The sequence below is a fragment of the Lysobacter tyrosinilyticus genome (assembly GCF_054779815.1).
The window spans coordinates 34,957-51,149 of the sequence record NZ_BAAGXN010000003.1 but is presented as its reverse complement, the minus strand read 5'-3'; the positions used below and the strand labels follow the sequence as shown (position 1 = coordinate 51,149).

The 16,193-nt window shown below is 61.8% G+C and carries 10 protein-coding genes, 1 tRNA gene and 1 pseudogene; all 12 read left to right on the top strand.

Going from position 1 to position 16,193, the window contains the following annotated elements; genetic code table 11:
* Positions 1-5 precede the first annotated feature (5 nt).
* The 12 genes and pseudogenes from ACYVGK_RS07265 (at position 6) to ACYVGK_RS07210 (ending at position 15,973) form a co-directional block, all read left to right on the top strand.
* Positions 6-1,574, top strand: a complete 1,569-nt coding sequence (locus tag ACYVGK_RS07265; RefSeq protein ID WP_460732690.1) for a hypothetical protein — start codon at positions 6-8, stop codon at positions 1,572-1,574.
* A 22-nt stretch (positions 1,575-1,596) separates the two neighbouring features.
* Positions 1,597-3,333, top strand: coding sequence for an aminotransferase class III-fold pyridoxal phosphate-dependent enzyme (locus ACYVGK_RS07260; protein ID WP_460732689.1), 1,737 nt, complete (start codon positions 1,597-1,599; stop codon positions 3,331-3,333).
* A gap of 1 nt (position 3,334) precedes the next feature.
* The gene (locus tag ACYVGK_RS07255) at positions 3,335-7,099 is read left to right on the top strand and encodes a beta-ketoacyl synthase N-terminal-like domain-containing protein (protein WP_460732688.1); all 3,765 of its coding nucleotides are present in this window, start codon (positions 3,335-3,337) and stop codon (positions 7,097-7,099) included.
* A 165-nt stretch (positions 7,100-7,264) separates the two neighbouring features.
* Entirely contained in the window at positions 7,265-9,811 is a 2,547-nt protein-coding gene (locus tag ACYVGK_RS07250; protein WP_460732686.1) for an efflux RND transporter permease subunit, read from the top strand.
* A complete protein-coding gene (locus tag ACYVGK_RS07245; protein ID WP_460732684.1) occupies positions 9,808-10,737 on the top strand; it encodes an outer membrane lipoprotein-sorting protein in 930 nt (309 codons plus the stop codon). The genes ACYVGK_RS07250 and ACYVGK_RS07245 overlap by 4 nt, the downstream gene beginning before the upstream one ends.
* Positions 10,734-12,035: an FAD-dependent oxidoreductase gene (locus tag ACYVGK_RS07240; protein ID WP_460732682.1), complete on the top strand. Its 1,302-nt coding sequence runs from the start codon at positions 10,734-10,736 to the stop codon at positions 12,033-12,035. Before ACYVGK_RS07245 ends, ACYVGK_RS07240 begins: the two co-directional genes overlap by 4 nt.
* Positions 12,036-12,102: 67 nt before the next feature.
* Positions 12,103-12,909 (top strand): SRPBCC family protein, encoded by an 807-nt coding sequence (locus tag ACYVGK_RS07235; protein ID WP_460732681.1) that lies wholly within the window; start codon positions 12,103-12,105, stop codon positions 12,907-12,909.
* Between the two features lie 160 nt (positions 12,910-13,069).
* A complete protein-coding gene (locus ACYVGK_RS07230; RefSeq protein WP_460732680.1) occupies positions 13,070-14,326 on the top strand; it encodes a cytochrome P450 in 1,257 nt (418 codons plus the stop codon).
* Between the two features lie 120 nt (positions 14,327-14,446).
* Positions 14,447-14,866 carry an acetyl-CoA carboxylase biotin carboxyl carrier protein gene (locus tag ACYVGK_RS07225; protein WP_460732678.1) on the top strand — a complete coding sequence of 140 codons (420 nt, stop codon included), beginning with the start codon at positions 14,447-14,449 and terminating at the stop codon, positions 14,864-14,866.
* Between the two features lie 48 nt (positions 14,867-14,914).
* A tRNA-Cys gene (locus ACYVGK_RS07220) sits at positions 14,915-14,988 on the top strand.
* Between the two features lie 34 nt (positions 14,989-15,022).
* Positions 15,023-15,154, top strand: a pseudogene (locus tag ACYVGK_RS07215) (Tn3 family transposase); the annotation flags it as partial.
* 33 nt (positions 15,155-15,187) lie between these two features.
* Positions 15,188-15,973: a MipA/OmpV family protein gene (locus ACYVGK_RS07210; protein ID WP_460733433.1), complete on the top strand. Its 786-nt coding sequence runs from the start codon at positions 15,188-15,190 to the stop codon at positions 15,971-15,973.
* Positions 15,974-16,193: the final 220 nt, after the last annotated feature.

Here is a 16,193-nt window from a genome sequence, read left to right as displayed (position 1 = left end):
AGTCGGTGGCGATTTCCCTGCTGGCCCTCGGGGTAGCCTTCGGTGCCTGTGCGCAGACGCCGAAGACCGAGCCTGCGCCCGATCCGGACAGCGATTTCCTCAAAGGCGTCGTTATCGATCCGCCCGCCGAGACGCAGGCGGGCGCACCGGACGCGAGCGGCGACAAGGTCACCACTGCATCGCCGCCGGAGCAAGGCACCGACACGACCGTCAACCTTGACGACCTCGAAATCGACGTCGACTCGAACACGGACGACGATAAGGACAATATCCAGGGCACACCGGCGCCGAGCGCCGATGGCGAGCCTTCGCCCGATGGTCCGGATCTTATTGGTCAGGAGCCAAACGGACCGGTATCGACGACCGAGGACGGCGGGGACCTGACCGGGCTCACGGCGGCGGACGGCAGCAGGCTCGCGGCATGGCTGGATCCACTACGCATCAGCCTGAAGCACGAAATCTCGTACAAGTTCGCCTCGCCGAAGCGGCTGGTGAACAACCGGTCGTCTGTCCGGCTGGAATACTCGAAGCCCTTGACCAGCAATCTGTATCTCCGCCTGGATACGAAGCTCAATCTGCACTGGAGCAACGATCACCGCGCCAAGGCAAAGGACGAGGATCTTTTTCGCGAACTGGTCACGCGCGAAGCCTATCTGCAGAGCAGCTTCGGCAACACCAGTTTCCGGCTCGGCTACCAGATCCTGCCGTGGGGCGTTTCGGAGGGCGGCGCGATCACCGACGAAGTGAGTCCCCGCAACAGCGCCGAGTTCTTCTTCATCTCGCTGGAGGAGTCTCGCGTCGGCCAGCCGATGCTCGTCATGGACCACTTCGTCGACTCCGGCCAGTGGACCGCATTCTTCGTGCCACGGCCCGGTTACAACAAGTATCCGGACCGCGGGTCCGAGTACGACATCCCCGGCGCCTTCGACAAAAAGGCCCCGAACGACGACTGGGACAACGCCGGCACCTACGAATTCGGGGCGCGGTGGAAGCGCACGTTCGGCAAGAGCGACATCAGCCTGATGGCGGCGCGGCTGATAGACAACGATTACCTGGTGCGCCAGCAACGATTCCGCATGTACGGGCTGACCGCGAATGTCGCGATCGACAACCTGCTGCTGCGCGCGGAAGTCGCGCTGAAACAGCCGCGCGCGTTTTTCGCGCGTCCGGCCGGCAGCAGCGACCTGTCTATCGTCGAGAGCGACCAGTTCGACTCGAGCTTCGGCTTCGACTATTCGCCGGGTGGCCGGGCGCTTACCTATAGCGCCGAAGTCGTCTGGAGCCGTTTGCTCGACTGGCGCAGCGACATCGTGGGACGCGAGCGGGACGAACACTCGTTGGTGGGCTCGGTGAGCAACCGCTTCTTCAACGACGACCTGACCCTGAGTTGGCTCACCATCTATACCAAGCCGTACACCAGCTTCCAGCACAAGTTCCTCAGTTCCTACCTGATCGACGACAACTCCACGGTCTATTTCGAATTGTTCTTTCCTGACGAACGGGACGAACGTAGTGGGACCTGGCCGTATCGCGACCAGAAGCAGTTCGTCATCCGATATCAATATCAGTTCTAGCGACCGCGAGATGGATCACGCCATGCAGATACCCGTTGAAGACGTATCGAAGAAAATCCTGTCGAAGCAGATCGACAAGCAGGACGCCATGCGCCTGTTCCAGTCGCTGGACAAGGAGTCGCAGTTGCAGGTGCTGGCGATCGTCCGCCGTGCGGACGGCATCACGCTGGCGCACGACGGCAAGGGCGCTGCGCGGGCCCTGAAGACGATCGACCAGCGCGACCTCACCGACGAACACCGCGCCTGGATCGCCGCTCTCGTCGAGAAGTACGACCGCTTCGTGCCGAAGTCCAAGGCCAATGTTCTCGAACATCAGCTCCACTTCGTCGACCAGCGTCGCGCCTTCCACCTGATCAAGGATCTGAAGAAGCTCCACTTCCAGATCACCTACACCAAGGCCGAAGGCGCCTACGTCCACGACGCCGACGGCAACAGATACATCGACATTTCTGGCGACATGGGCGTGAACCTGTTCGGGCACCGCGCCCCCTTCTTGATCGACGCGGTCAAGCACAGCCTGGACCAGGGCATCCCGCTGGTCGGCTATTCCGACATGATCTTTCGGGCCTGCAAGTTGTTCTGCGAGATCACCGGCCACGAACGCGCGCTGTTCACGCAATCAGGAACCGAGGCGGTGATGTTCGCGGTACGCATCGCGCGCGCAGCGACCGGCCGCAAGAAGATCGTTCTTTTCGACGGCGCCTATCACGGCCTTTCGGATGCGGTGGCGGCCACGAGGGACCTCGCCGGCAACAGCTTCCCGATGGCGCCGGGCATCCTGCAGGACTTCGCCGACGAGGTCATCGTGCTGGACTACGGCGACATGGCGTCGCTTGACATGATCGAGCAGCGCGCCGGCGAGATCGCCACCGTGCTGGTCGAGCCGGTGCAATCGCGCCATCCGTACAAGAAGCCGGTCGAATTCCTCAAGGCGCTTCGCCAACTGACGATCGAGAAGGACATCCCGCTGATCTTCGACGAGATGATCACCGGTTTCCGCGTCTGCCCGCAGGGCGCGCAGGGCCGTTTCGGCATCCAAGCCGACATGGCCACCTACGGCAAGATTCCCGGCGGCGGCCTGCCCACGGGCGTCATCGCAGGTGCGGCGAAGTACATGGACCTGATCGATGGCGGCACTTGGCGATTCGACGACGACAGCATGCCGAGCTCCAAGCGCACAGGCATGGCCGGTACCCATTCGCAGAACCCGCTAAAGATCGCCGCCGCTCTGGCCGTCCTGGGAGAAATCAAAAAGCGCTGTGGCGATGGCGTGCAGTCGTGCGACGACTGCACCTGCTTCCAGCGCACCCTCAACGAAAAGACCACGCGGCTGGCCAACACGCTGAATGCGTTCTTCCGCGAAGAGCGCCTGCCGGTGCTCATCGACACCTTCGGTTCGTTGTTCCGCTTCCGCTTCGTCGACAGCTACTGGGGCGTGACCGAAGCGCTGTTTTTCATCCTGCTGCGCATGGAAGGCGTGGAGACCAACATCCAAGGCAACTGCTTCCTGACCACGGCCCACACCGACGACGACATCGAGGCAGTGACCGCCGGCGTGAAGGCGAGCATGTTGAACCTGAAGCGCAGCGGATTCTTCCGCGAACCCGATGAGGAACCGATGCAGGACACCGCACTGCTGGCCGAAACGACAGCATTCGCGCCTTCGCAGTCCGGCAACGCGCCGCCCCGCAACGAAATGGAGCGCCTGAGGGCGCTGCTCGCCGCCGACCTCGCGTTGGCAGAAGATCAGGGAGCTTGAAATGAGCGCTGTCGCGGAACTGCCATTGTTGGACACGATCGCGAGAACGGTCGCGTCCACGCTGAAAATCCCTGTCGATCGGCTGGACGTCGACGCTGACTTCGATTCGTTCGGCATGGACTCGATCATCGCGATCGAGCTGATGACGAATCTGAGCAAACAGCTCAAGGTGTCGATCACGCCGGCGCAGCTGACCTCGGTCAACTCGATCAGAGAGTTGGCCGGCTTCATCGGCGGTTCGATGAACGAGGCCCCGGCCGCGCCGGTGCCGAAGGCGCAGCCGGCCGCCGCCGCACAGCCTGCGCCCCCCGTCGCAGCCAAGGCATCGGCGGGACCGGCTGGTGGGGGCGCTGCCCCGCGTCGCCGTGCGGAGGTACGGCGGCAACCGCGCACCGACGGGGCAGGGGGCCTCGGACGCATGCTGGCCTTCGTCCGCGACGAATACGGCCTGGACCTGCACGGCGAGCGCTTCACATCCAAGCAAGCGTTGATCGACCATCTGCTGGAGTACCACGCCGACGTACTTTTGGATTACTACGGTCTGTCCGTCGACGAGCACAGCGCCGAGCCCGTCGAAGTGCAGGCGGTCGCGCTGCCGACCGGCAATCCCGGGATAGCAGTCGTCGGCATGGCCTGTACGTTCGCGGATGCCAAGACACCGGAAGCGCTGTGGCACAACCTGATCGAACAGCGCTCGTTGATCGCGCCGCTGAAGCGAAACCGTTGGGGCGCTACCGACGCCGACGCCGCGCCGCGCTGGGGCGCGCTGATCGAGGAGGTCGATCGGTTCGACCCCGCCTTCTTCGGCCTCAGCGAAGACGAAGCCCGCTTGTGCGACCCGCAGGAACGCCTGGTGACGCAGGCGCTTTACCACGCGCTGCAGAACGCAGGCTTGCGCGCGGACAAGTTGCGCGGTACGCGCACGGGACTTTTCCTCGGTTATGAGTACGCCGAATACGAGCATCACCTGCGTCGCAATCTGCACCGCATTCCGAGCGCTCCGGCGCTCAGCTCGTCCAGCCCGATCTACTACCTCGCCAACCGCATCTCGTTCCTGTACGACTTCAAGGGCCCGAGCGAAGTGGTCAACGCCAGTTGCGCCTCGTCCGGGCTTGCGATCCACCGCGCCTGTCAATCGTTGGCACAGGGCGAGTGCGACGTGGCCATCTGTGGCGGCGTGTCGCTCAATCTCTTCGAAGGCGACTACGCAGCGATCGCACGCTACGGCCTGCTGTCACCCGACGGCAGCTGCGGCGTGTTCGACGACGCTGCCAACGGCTTCACCCGCGGCGAAGGCGTCGGCCTGCTGGTGCTCACGCGGCTGGATGATGCCGAGCGCGACAATCGCCGTATCTTCGCCAAGGTCGTCGCGACCCACCAGAACAACCGCGGCCGTGCCAGCTTCATCTCCGAGATCAAGCACGAAGCCATCACTCAGGTGATCGCCGAATGCTACGAGAAGCACGGCATCGCGCCGAACTCGGTCCGCTACATCGAAGTCGACGGCTACGCCACAAAGTGGGGCGATTCGTTCGAGTTCGAAGGCATCAAGAATGCATTCGATGCGACCACGGGCGAGAAACACTGCGCGCTCGGCAGCATCAAGGGCAACATCGGCCATGTCGAGCCGGCCAGCGGCGTGGCCAGCGCGATCAAGGTCGCGCTGTCGCTGCACCACAAGCAGTTCCCCGCCACGATCACGAAGAAGACGCTCAACAGCTTCATCGACATCGAATCCAGGGCGCATCCGCTGTATATCGCCGACCACGCGCTGCCGTTCGACACGCTGCGCCGCGGCGACGAACCGATCCGCGCGGGCGTCAACTCCTTCTCCGACAGCGGCGTGAACGTGCACCTGCTGTTCGAGGAATACCGCACCGACCACGGCGTCACGCGCGCGCAGCAGGGCGGCCGCCAGTTGTTCGTCTTCTCGGCACGTACGCGCGAATCCCTGCAGGAATCGTTGGCCCTTACGCGCGAATCTCTGCAGGAATCGCTGACCCTCTACGCCAGCCGTCTGCCGCTGGAGGACTTGGCCTACACCATGCAGCTGGCGACCGTACCGATGGAGCATCGGCTCGCCATCGTCGCCGCCAGCCACAAGGAACTGCTCGAAGCTTTGGCGCGTGCAGCCAAACTTCTGGATAGCAACAAGCCGGTGGACAGCAATGGTCCGATCTTCATCGGCGGCCCGCAGGAGCGAGACAATGCACGCGTCTTCGACGTGATCAAGTCGCAGATCGGCGAGGACAAGCTGCTCGAGAACCTGCGCGAAGGCATGCTCAAGGATATCGCGCTGCTGTGGGTCGGCGGCATCGACATGCCCTGGGAGCGCCATTGGCGCGAAGTGGTCATGACTCGCCGCCGCAACGCGCAGGCGCTGCCGCAGTTGGTCGACATTCCGTCGTACCCGTTCGCCAAGAACCGCTACTGGCTGGATTTCGACGACGCCGATACTCCGTCGCGTGTGGAAATCCCCACCGTAGCAAGGCCGCAGAAAGCAAAGAGCGGGCCCGACGACGGTGGTGCGCCGGAAGTCGCGCGCGAATGGCGCTTCGTCGAGACGCTCGCCGACGGCGAACAGGCGAAAGTGCTCGATGCGGAGGACAAGATCGTGCTTTTCCTCGCACAGGAAACCGCGCGACTGCTGCAGATTCCGTACGCGGACGTCGATGTCGGCCAGAGCTTCCTTCAGATCGGCTTCGATTCGGTCGGAATGGCCTCGTTGATCCAGAAACTCATCGGGTTGCTCGGCGAGAACATCTCCCCGAGCGTCGTGTTCAATTACCCTGACATCCAGCAGCTCGGTCGTCATCTGACCGAAAACTACCGGACCAAGATTGATCGTATCCACGTCCTCGGCACGGCCGACGTGTCCGCCGCGGCCCCGCGCGCGCGCGCCGCGGCGGCCTCCGGTTCGAAGCTGCTGCGGGCGGCGGCCGCGGCGAAAACCGATCTCGAAACGTGGTTCGTGAGCCGGGACGCGGTCGCCGACGACCTTGTGCCGATGCAGACCAATGCGTCGGGAACGCCAGTCTTCGCCGTCCCGGGTGCCGACGGCAGCATCCTGTCGCTGCGGACTTTGAGCCGTGCGATGGACGGCGTGCGCCCGATGTTCGGGCTCCAGGCGGTTGGCCTGGATGGCAAGCGTGAACCTCTCGATTCCATACGCGCGATGGCCGAAGCCAACATCGCCACGCTTGCGGCATTGCGGGACTGCAGCAAGCTGAGCCTGATCGGCTATTCCAATGGCGCGGTCGTCGCTTTCGAGATGGCGCATCAACTGATGAAGAAGAACGTCGAAGTCGAACGTCTGGTGCTGGTGGATTGCCGCTGCCCGGGGCCGTCCGTCCGCAGTCTCCCGGATGAGATTTTCGAATCCTTCGTCAACCTGATCAATTCGCTCGGTGGCAAGTTCCAGATGGATGCCGATGAATTCCGCGAAGTCCCTGAGGACCGGTGGGCCGACTATCTCTTCGAACTCGTCCAGCGCAACGGCTTCTGGATGCCCAGAGAGAATTTCATGCTTGCTTATCGGCTTTCGCTCGCCAACGAGAAGGCTTGCCGCAGCTATCGTCCGAAAAAGCTGCCGAAAGCCTGCAAGACGGTGGTCGTCCGCGCGACGCGGGGCAACGGCGACCAGCCGCCGGAATTGGGGTGGAACAAGTTCCTGGCCAAGCCTGCCGCATGCATCGATGTCGACGCGGACCATCTGTCCGTCGTCGGCGCGGATGGCAGTGGAGTGATCGCGAGGATCTTCAAATAAGCCGCCGGCCTGGCGCGACCGATGACACGGGGTGGACCCGGAACGCATCGCCGCATTGAACCCCCAATCAGTCTGTCCCTGCAGGGGCGTCGAGCCTCCGCAGGGCAATCACCATGACCAACAGGAAGTGCATTCATGTCCGTTAGAGAGCGAATCGTAGGCCGATTGTCTGAGCACTTCGAAAACATTCCGGATGCGTTGCGCAAGAGGCGCCTGCTGGTCGGCATTGTTTTCCTTGCCTTGCTTGCCGCGAGCATCTTCGGCCTCGGCAAGCTGCGCACGGACATGACCATCGAGGGGTGGTTCGCCAAGGAAGACCCGACGCTGGTCGCGTTCAACCGCTACCACGCGCAGTTCGGCAGCGAGGACGGCGTCTACATCGTCTACAAGCCAAAGGACGGGAACGTGTTTTCGCCGGCTTCGCTGGAAGCCGCGCGCGGTATCCAGGACGAGCTGATCAACTTCCGCACCAGGCTCAAGGAGGGCGAGGAATCCGCGCTCGAACACATCGTCAAGGTCGACACCCTGGTGAATGCTCCGGTGCTGACGGTCGATGGGGACGTGCTGGCTTCCAGGCCGCTTGTGGGCGACACGGTGCCCACCTCGCCCGAAGCGATCGCCGAGATCAAGGCGATCGCGGAAGCCGAGAAGCAGCTGCCGCTCCAGTTCTTCTCGCGCGATCACAAGTACGGCGGAATCTATATCGAAACCGATTTCGGCACCGTCCCGGTCGACGCGGAGAAGGTCACCGACGAAACGATTCTGTCGCTTGATCAGACCGCCTCGCCAGATGAGGAAAAGCCGGTCGAGTTCAAGCCCACCGACCAGGCCGACTACCTGAAGCTGTTCGAGGAGCTCAAGAAGATCCTCAACAAGCCCGAGTACGCCAAGCAGTTCGACTTTTACGCGGTCGGCAACACTGCGGCCGCCGAGCACGACGTGAAGATGTCCGAAGAGATGGGCATTCTCTACCTGGCCGCGTTCGCGATCATCATGGTACTGCTGTGGTTCCTGTTCCGCTCCGCGTCGGCCGTAGTGTGGTCGATGCTGATCGTCATCCTGAGCACGGTTTTCACGCTTGGCGTCACCGGGTTGCTCGGACTCACCGTCACCGGTTTCCTGATCCTCACCATCCTGTTGATTCTGACCGTCGGTGTCGCTGATTCGGTACATACGCTGACCGGCTACACCCGCCTGCGCACATCCGGCATCGGCCATCAGGAAGCGCTGCGCCACACCTACAAGTTCGCCGGCGTGGCACTGCTCCTGACCGGCTTGACCAACGTGGCCGGCACGATGGCGCTGAACATCACGCCGGTCGTTCCGATCCAGACCTTCGCGTTCATGTCGACCCTCGGCATCCTGTTCGCTTTGCTGCTGACCTTCTACTTGCTGCCGGTGTTGATCGACCTTTGGCCGACGGTGTCGAAAAAGAAGGTGATCGTCGCTACGCCGGAGAAAAAGCAGTTTCTGGATGTGCTGCCGCGTCTCAAGTCGGCCTTGGACAAGGTCGTTCCGCTCGTGGAGAGGCGTCCGGTCGCGTTCATCATTCCCTTCATGCTGGTGCTCGTGGTCTCCATCTACGGCGCGACCCAGGTGAAGATCGACTCGCAGATCCTGGACCAGTACCCCAAGGACTCGACCTTCACGCAGAGCGTGAAGGTTGCCGACGAGCACATGATGGGCTCCTCCGCCATGGTGCTGTACCTCGATTTCGAGGAGGACTTCGCCCTGCAGGATCCGGCTGTACTGAAGGCGATGGACGAGCTGCAGAAGAAGTTCGAGACCAAGTACAAGAAGTACGTGGTGACGACCAACTCCATCGCCTATGTCGCGAAGGACGCCAACCGGAAACTCAACGGCAACGCTCCGGAGTACGAGCGGATCCCCGACACGCGCGAAACGCTGTCGCAGACGCTGTTCCTGTTCAACAACGCGAACCCGAGCGAGCGCCAGCGCCTGGTCGACGACAGCTACCGCAAGGCCAACATCAAGATCTCGCTGCACAACTACGGGTCGTACGAGTATTACGAGGTCTTTAAGCAGATGCGCGCCGACATCGACGAGACGATGTCGCAGCTGAAGACGAAGTACCCCAAGGCCGAAGTGTCCATCACCGGCATCTTCGCGCTGGCGATGCAGGCGGCACAGTACCTCACGGAAAACGAAGTCATCACTTTCGGGATCGCTCTCGTAGTGGTGAGCGTGATCCTGCTGCTGGTGTTCGGCTCGTTCAAGGTCGGAATGATCGCGTTGATTCCCAACCTGATCCCTGCGTTGCTCGCCCTGGGACTGCTCGGGATCACCGGAGTTCCCCTTGATTTCTTCACGATGATGCTCGCGCCGATCATCATCGGCATCTCGATCGACGACACCGTGCACTTCATTTCGAACTACCAGCTGCAACTCGCCGAGGACGGTGACGTCAACGCCGCGCTGCAGCGGACCATGGCCGACACCGGCCCGGGCGTGGTGTTCACCGCGCTAATCCTGGGCCTGGGCTTCGGCATCATGGCCATCGCCTCCGCGGCGGGCACGTCCAACATGGGCAAGTTCGGTGCGCTTGCGATCTTCATGGGTCTGCTCAACGACTTGTTCCTGCTGCCGGCGCTGCTGCTGAAGTTCAAACCGAAGTTCAAGAAGGAGCATGTTCCTGCTACCAGCCATGCTGTTGATATTCAAACCGAAGTTGAAGAAGGAGCCGTTGGATGAAAACCGCTTACCGTATTTTTCTCGCAGCCCTGTTCCTGGCCGCCCCGACGGCATGCCTTGCGCAGGACGCCCGCGAGATCATGATCAAGGTGGACGATGCGACGAATCATAGCTTTTCGTCTTCGGCCCGCCAGTTGAAGTATTCGACCTGCCGCTACAACGTAAGCGGCGGAAAGCTGTCCTGCGCCGAGAAGCCACGCATCGTGGTCGTCGAGTCGTTTAGCAAGACCCATAGCACCCCGGGCCTCCCGGGACAGCGCGACCTCGAATTCAAGGCGCTCGACGTCATCGTCCAACCGATCAGCGACAAGAACACGGCGATGCTTTCCTGGGGATACGCCGAAGACAAGGCTTCTGACTTCTGGGTCTATCTGCCTGTGTTGAGCAAGGTCAAACGCATCGTTTCCGTCGCCGACAGCGGCGAGAGCGGAGCCGTGTTCGGTTCGGAATTGTCAGCCGAAGACGCGGACGTCAGGAAGGTGAGGGATTACACGTACAAAATGCTTGGCGAGGACACCTATCGTGGCCGCCCGGTCTGGAAGATCGAGTTAACCCCGACGGCCAGCCGCCGCAAGCATTCCTTCTACGGTCGCATCGTCTCCTATGTCGACAAGGAGCGCTTCATCGTGCTGAAGGAGGATCTCTACGATCGTAGCGGCAGGAATTACAAGCAGTACACGGTGCTGGAGGTGAAGCAGTTCGGCAAGGTCTGGCTGGTCACGAACGCCGCGATGAACAACCTCACCAAGCGCCGGATCACCACCTGGGAGCATCCCCTCGTCGTGCTCAACGTCGACATCGACGAAGAGTTTCTGAGCGAGCGCTCGTTGACCGACTTCGCCTATCGCGAGCGTCATATGCAGCTCTACCGCAAGTACCTGACCCAGGGGACGGAAACCACACAACAGGGATCGACCAAGTCATGACCATGTCCAGAGACGCTGAAATCTACGATTGCATTGTGGTCGGCTCAGGCACCGCCGGTGCGGTGATCGCGCGCGAACTCAGTCGTAGCGGGCAAAAGGTGCTGATCCTGGAGCGGGGGCCGTATATCCCGCTCAAGGAGACGATCTGGACGCTCGGGTCGATGTTCAACGAGGTCCCTGTGGCCGACAAGCTCAAGGACGCCAGGGTGTACGCCGCGGGCGGCTCGAGCGCGATGTTCATGGCGGTCATGGACGAACCGCCGATCGATGCCTATCGCGCGCTCGGGATCGATCTGCAGCCCGCCTACGACACGATGCGTCTACAGGTCCCGCTCGCCGAGATGGCCGACGCGCTCATGAGCCCGCAGGCGCACAGAGTGCGCGAAGCGGCCCTCGCGCTCGGTTACGACTGGAAGAAGAAGCTGATGCTGATCGACCAGTCGAAATGTAGCGGCGTCTACTCGTACGAGGCCAAGTGGAAGGCGCTGACCTTCGTCGACGAAGCCGTGCGCCAGGGCGCGGTGCTCAAGTGCGGGGCCCTCACGGAACGCGTACTGATCGAGAACGGGCGCGCGGTCGGCGTGGAATGCAAGACCAAGGAAGGAGTGGTCCAGTTTCGGGCGGAGCGGGTGGTTGTCTGCGCGGGTTCGCTGGCGACGCCGCAGCTGCTGCGCGGCAGCGGGCTGCAGCATGTCGCAGCCGGCGGCTATTACATCGATCCCGCCTTTACCATGTTCGGCCGCGTCCCGGGCCTTCGCGGCGTCGACAGTTTCTGCGGCACCATGGAAACCACGCTCGAAGAGGGCATCGTCCTCAAGGACGCGAACGTGCACAAGCTGCCGTTCCGCATGTTCATGCTGCAGTACATGCAAATTTCGCGGATGTTCGCGTATCCCGAGAGCATCGGAGTCACGGTGATGGCCCACGACGAAGTCGGCGGCGGGCTCTCCGCCGATGGTCGCTACCACAAGACGCTCGATGCCGCGGTTTTCGACAAGCTCGCGCGCGGCGAGCAGGCGGCGCGGGCGATCCTCGAACGCGCCGGCGCCCGTGACATATTCAAGGCACCAATGTTTTCCGGCGGCGCCCTCGGTACGTTGCGCGTAGGCAGCGATGTCGACGCGAGACTCGAAACCAGCGTGCGCGATCTCTACGTCTGCGACGGTTCGCTCATCCCGGAGAACGGACGGGTCGCGCCGACACTAACCCTGCTTTGCCTGGCGAAGTATCTCGCCGACATCTTGACCAAAACCCGGAACGTGAACATGCCCGCCGAAGCGGAGGTCGTGTCGGCCTGACCGCCGCCACCCCGCGAGCGGCGCTCGTGTTCCATCACCCAACCCATTGCAAGACAAGGAAGACGACATGACCGAAGTATCGAATACCGCGACCACGGACAAGGCCGCCAAGAAGATCAAAGATCCACTCTGGAAGAGACTCTATTTCGCTTTCAGCTTGTTTGTGATGGCCGTACTCGTCGCGCATTTCGCGTGGGTGGCCTGCGGTTCGGCTCAATGGAAGCTCGCCAAGGACGAGGATGGCATCAAGGTCTACACGATGAAGGCCCCGGGCGACGCGATGCTGAAGATGCGAACGGTGATGGAGGGCGACTACACGCTGACCCAGTTGACCTCGCAGCATATCGGCGTCGGCGACACTCTGCAGGTTTGCATAGAGTGGATACCCGGATGCAAGAAAATGACCCGTATCAAGAACTTCGACCTGACGCCAGGAGACAACGACAGGTTCGACAGGGATATGTGGCAAGTGGAGCTCCCCGGACCGTTCGCCGATCGAGAGCTACTGATCTCGACAATCTTCCATCAGGACAAGAAGACCAAGCAGGTCACGCTCGATGTGGTGGGCATGCCCAACAGCTTGCCGCCCACGCCCGGCGTAGTACGGCTGGAGCGGATTCACAACCAATGGAAGTACACGCCGAAAGCCAACGGCAAGGTGGAAGTGGCACTGATCCAGGACGTTGGTTTCTCTGACGTCGGCTTTTTTCCGTACTTCCTCCTGAACCTGTTCAACGTCGACGATAGCCACAAGTTCTTCGCGACCACGTTGCGGACGAGCTTGAAGGAACCCAAGTACGTCAACGCCAAGCTGGATTTCATTGACGACATCGGCGACCGGATGCCCGTAGCTACTTCGGCACACGGCCCCTAACCGCCGAATTCGAACAGTCGGGTAGGGCGCCTGTTGGACTCTCGAACCTCCGGCGCCCTATGGGCTCGCACATCTGCCAGCACGAACGGCCGAAACAAATTGCAGCCAGTCTTCTTGTGAACCGAACCAGACCATTACCGAGAACGGAAGGAACCAGAGCATGACCGAGACGATCGAGGAAGCCGAAACGACGATCCAGGAAACCGGGACGACGACCCCGGAACTGTTCAACCCGTTCAAGCCGGGATTTGATGAAAACCCGTACGAGCACTACCGGACGCTGCGCGACACCAACCCGGTGCAGGAGCATCCGATGGGGTTCTGGTTCGTTTCGCGTCACGCCGACGTCTCCGCGCTGTTGCGCGACGCTCGGCTTTCCGTGGCGGACAGCAACCTCGCCGCCGGCCCGATGCGCGACCAGTACGAGAAACTCATCGCCAACGCACCCGTCAAGCTGGTGACTCTGTTGGACAGTGACCCGCCGGACCACACCCGGCTGCGGTCGCTGGTCGGCAAGGTGTTCACACCTCGCTCGATCGCTGCGCTGGAGCCGATGGTGACCGAACTGGTCGACGAGTCACTCGACCGCATCGCCGATGCCGGCTCGGTCAACCTGATCGACGCACTCGCGTTCCCGTTGCCGTTCGCGGTGATCTCCACGATGCTCGGCATGCCGGACATCGCCGATCACAAGCGGCTGCTCGAGTTGACCGAGACGCTGGTCATCGCGCTGGAACCGGTCGCCGATCCCGACGTGATGACATCCATCGTCGACGCCGAGGTCGAGCTCTCCGGCATGATGCGAGAGGTCATCGCGTGGAAGCGGAACAATCCGGCCGACGACCTGCTGACCGCGCTCATCCAGGCAGACCATAACGGCGACTTTCTCTCCAACGACGAGCTGGTGGCCCAGATCCTGCTGCTCTTCATCGCCGGCCACCATACGACCGTCAACCTGATCGGCAATGGTGTCACCGCGCTGTTGCGCCACCCCGACCAATTAGCGCTGCTGCGATCGAACCCGGACCTCATCGGCAACGCCGTCGAGGAGTTCCTCCGCTACGACAGCCCCACCCACCAGACCCGTCGGATCACCCTCACTCCGTACCAGGTCGGTGGCCGGGAGATCCCGGCCGGCGCGATGATGATCGCCTGCCTCGGCGCGGCCAACCGGGACGAGCGGGCGTTCGGCCCGGATGCCGACGTACTGCGAATCGACCGCGAACAGGCCCGCCATCACGTGTCTTTCAGCGTCGGCGCGCACCACTGTCTCGGCTCCGCGCTCGCCAGGCTGGAGGGCAGGGTGGCGATCAGCCGGCTGGTGAACAGGTTCCCCGGACTGGCGTTGTCCGGTCGGGTGCGCTGGAACGGCCGCATCAACCTGCGCGGCGCGACGGATGTTCCCGTCAGCGTGTAGGCACGTGCCCGACTGTAGGCGCGAGGACTCAGTCATACCTGCAGGGGCGTTTGCACCGCTCCTGCGTCGCGCGTTGGTGTGAACTCCTCACGCTGAAAATCCTGCCAACCGAGGCATCACATGAACCTCCGCAGAGTTAGATATCTGCTCCGGCTGATGAAGACGTCGAGCCTGGCCGAAGTCGAGGTCAGGGAAAATGGAGTGGACGTTCGTGTTACACGATCACCCAGAAACGAGGCGTCCCTGGCTCAGCAACAGCCACTGACCATCTGCAGCCCCGGTCAGGCCGAAGGACGCCTGCCAGACAAGCACATCGTCCGTTCGCCGATGGTGGGCATTTCCTATGCCTCTCCCGGTCCCGTCCAGCCTCCGTTCGTCAGCATCGGAGGAAGTGTCAAACGTGGCGATACGCTGGGAATCGTAGCGGCATTGAGTACGGCCAGCTCGATCGAAGCAAGCGCGTCCGGGACGATTCTTAGAATCCTGGTTGAGAATGGCCAGCCAGTGGAGTTCGATCAGCCCTTATTTGTTATTGGATAGTCCGGTTGTCATGCGTCTAACATTCGGACGTACTATTCTGAAATTGATGGCCGGGTTGCAGAGTGGTTATGCAGCGGACTGCAAATCCGCGCACGCCGGTTCGATTCCGGCCTCGGCCTCCAATGTGCAAGCCCTGAGCCGCTGTCAGGATCAGGCACCGACGAAACTCTCGACAACGCGATCGTCGAAGTCGTCAATCTGTACAACAAACTCGAATTGCCCGGCTATTGGGGCAGTGACAAGAGCGCGTCTGCCGGCGGCACCAAATGGAGCGTGTACGAGCAGAACGGAATACCACCACCACCAAAAGGATTTGAAGCTATGCCCCAAAATCGACTCCGCCCGAACCTGGTTGCGGCAGGCCTCACCACTGCTATCGCGGCGCTTATGTGGGCGCCTTCGGCGCTCGCTCAGAGTAGTGACGCCAGCGACGGTCATGGCCAGTGGTCTGCTGGCTTGGCAGCGGAAGGCCTCGACAAGCCCTATGCCGACTACGACACCGAGACATACGTCCTTCCGTTCGTATCGTACGAGAGCAGGTGGATCAGCGCCTCACTGCCTAAGTTCGACATCAAGTTGAACTCGAGCGAGACACTGTCCTTCCGCCTTCGTGCCAGCGTGGCCGGCGACGGCTACGATGCGAAGGACTCGCCGGCACTCACCGGAATGAAAGATCGCAAGTTCAGCCTGTGGGCAGGCGGCGCCGTCGTCTGGAACACAGATTTCGCGAACTTCACTGGTGAGGTTCTTACCGATGCCGGCGGCAAGAGCAAAGGAACCAGTGCCAAGCTCCAAATGGACCGACGCTTCGCTGCGGGCAGCTTTGGGTTTACCCCTCGATTGGTTGCCGAATGGATCGATGACAAGTACGTCGACTACTACTACGGCGTGGAGCAGAGCGAAGTGCTGGTCGATCGTCCCTTCTATGAAGGCAAGGCGACCACCAACGCGCAGGTCGGACTGACCTTGGACTACAACCCCGCCGAACACCACACAGTGTTCTTGGATGCGGGGTTCACGCGTTACGGCAGCGCCGTCGAAGACAGCCCCCTGGTGGATAAACCCAATCTGACGACGCTTGGACTTGGCTACTCCTACCGCTTTTGATCTTTGAGTCGCCGTAGGCACTGGCTGCCTACGGCGTAAGGGTAGACGCCATACCCGAAGTATCCGTAGCCATCCTGGCGATTCGCGTGCCTCAAACGGCCGCTTTGTCTGCGTACTGCTGTAGGGAGCGCAGGCCCGACGCATCAGCGGCTTCGCTGACCGCTCTTCGGTTGAGAAATTTTCCGGCAACTGTTCGTGGCAAACCCTTATAGACGCGGGG

Bases quoted from the DNA above. Each gene is read 5' to 3' on its own strand.
- ACYVGK_RS07260 (WP_460732689.1), top strand. From the start codon at position 1,597: ATGCAGATACCCGTTGAAGACGTATCGAAGAAAATCCTGTCGAAGCAG.
- ACYVGK_RS07255 (WP_460732688.1), top strand. From the start codon at position 3,335: ATGAGCGCTGTCGCGGAACTGCCATTGTTGGACACGATCGCGAGAACG.
- ACYVGK_RS07245 (WP_460732684.1), top strand. From the start codon at position 9,808: ATGAAAACCGCTTACCGTATTTTTCTCGCAGCCCTGTTCCTGGCCGCC.
- ACYVGK_RS07240 (WP_460732682.1), top strand. From the start codon at position 10,734: ATGACCATGTCCAGAGACGCTGAAATCTACGATTGCATTGTGGTCGGC.
- ACYVGK_RS07235 (WP_460732681.1), top strand. From the start codon at position 12,103: ATGACCGAAGTATCGAATACCGCGACCACGGACAAGGCCGCCAAGAAG.
- ACYVGK_RS07230 (WP_460732680.1), top strand. From the start codon at position 13,070: ATGACCGAGACGATCGAGGAAGCCGAAACGACGATCCAGGAAACCGGG.
- ACYVGK_RS07225 (WP_460732678.1), top strand. From the start codon at position 14,447: ATGAACCTCCGCAGAGTTAGATATCTGCTCCGGCTGATGAAGACGTCG.
- ACYVGK_RS07210 (WP_460733433.1), top strand. From the start codon at position 15,188: ATGCCCCAAAATCGACTCCGCCCGAACCTGGTTGCGGCAGGCCTCACC.